General features: G+C 37.3%; 1 protein-coding gene. It reads right to left on the bottom strand.

Features of this window, described 5'->3' with window-relative positions; all coding sequences use genetic code 11:
- Nucleotides 1-243: 243 nt before the first annotated feature.
- Nucleotides 244-1584 (bottom strand): IS30 family transposase, encoded by a 1341-nt coding sequence (locus LIR34_RS17435; protein ID WP_173903412.1) that lies wholly within the window; start codon nt 1582-1584, stop codon nt 244-246.
- Nucleotides 1585-1722 lie beyond the last annotated feature (138 nt).

Below are 1722 nucleotides of genomic sequence, written 5' to 3'. Positions count from 1 at the left end.
GCTTGAATGAAAAAGTAAATTCTACATTCTAATATACCTTGATTTTATGCGGGATTTAATTCTATTTTCGGAGATATACAACTTGATTTTTTTAGTATATAATGCTTTTATACGGCATAAACAGCATAGTTTTTTGCATGATAAAAGGACATCTGGAAATAGTGTGCAGGACTAAATTCCACATGTCTGTTGGAAAGACTAAATTCTATGCAATGAAACTTGCCTGTGCCTGTATTGTTATTATTATTTTATTAATGCTGGTATCAATGTGACTTCATCGGCTGGTATCTCTGCTAATCCTAATGCTTTATGAAGTCTGTTATCCAGCAGGAGACGGGATACTTCATATGGACTGTGTCCATTGAGGCTGTCCCGTTTTTCGCTATTGATATGATTTAATAACAGTAGCGTTGTTTTGTCTGTCATTTTTTCAAAGCTTGTTCCTTTTGGCAGGACATACCTTATATATTCATGATTCTTTTCAAGAGCACCTTTTTGATCAGAACGGTTGGGATCACAATAATAAATGCGTGTGCGTACTTCATCATTTTTGCTATATTCCAGACTCTGCCGATCCTGAAATTCATGCCCGTTGTCTGTAAGTATTACTTCGAAAAGTTTCTGAAACAGTTCAATTCCAAGTAACTCTGTTAAATGATCAAAAATCCTAGTTACTTCTTTCTGGGTCTGTTCTTCTAAAAGAAACATAAGCATAAGGCTACAGTTTCGAAAGAACATAGTCAGAAAGCAGGGACTGCTACCTTTTGCTCCTTCAACAGTATCCATTTCGACTACATAAACAGATTTGTTCGCTGCGATATATTCCAGGAATTCTTTATAGCCCCGGTCTTTTCGAAAACTTCTGTCTTTAAGGCTGGTAGTGGTTTTTCTTTTTCTCTGCTTGTATACCACTTTACGACGCAGATCTATGTTTCTGGCTTGAAAAATGCCACGGTCTATATAAGAGTATATGGTTCTTCTGGAACAGGCGATCTCATCAGCATGAGATGCGTAGATGTGGGCAATGGACTGTCCTTTTTTGAGAAGCGGTGACAACAGGTTGTCCAGTTTCTGTATACTTTCCGGTGTCTGGTTGATCCCTTCTCTGCTGGTAGTCCTAAGGGCTTCATAGGAGTCCTGGGCGTATTTTGAAGAATAGATCTTTTTGTCCATCATGCAATTCGTTCTCTTGCTGCATCCATTGCACACATAAGGAGGTTTATTTAATTTTTCACATTCTCTTGGTTTATAAAATTTACAGACATCGCTGCATCTGAATTTTCTGCAGAGGACACATTTGCGCCGACATTCATTATCACCGCACATATGCATGACATTGCATATATTTGTCCGCGGCTTTGAACTATCATAATTGTTTGCACAGGGAATAGGGGCAAATGCATCTGCGCTTCTTTCCCTGATAATGGAATGACGTCTGATTTCTTTGGATATGGTACTTGGATCCTTGCTTAATTCTATTGCAATACTTCTAAATGAATCACCGTTATTTAAATGCTGTTCGATTATAATACGTGCAGATAAGTCAAGATGTTTTTGGTTGCCTTTTGGTCTTCCTGTATTCATTTTATCCTCCTTCTGCACAGGCAGGGGATCATCTGCAGTAGTATTTTATAAAAAGAAGAAGGAAAAATCCATGCAGAAGTAATTTCTATAGGTATAGAATTTACTCTTGCAAGGTAGAATTTAAAAATTCATTTAACT

It is taken from the genome of Blautia sp. MSK17_66 (genome assembly GCF_020538025.1).
GTDB lineage: Bacteria > Bacillota > Clostridia > Lachnospirales > Lachnospiraceae > Blautia_A.
Note: the sequence above shows the minus strand (reverse complement) of the source record. Positions and strands in the feature narration are given on the sequence as shown.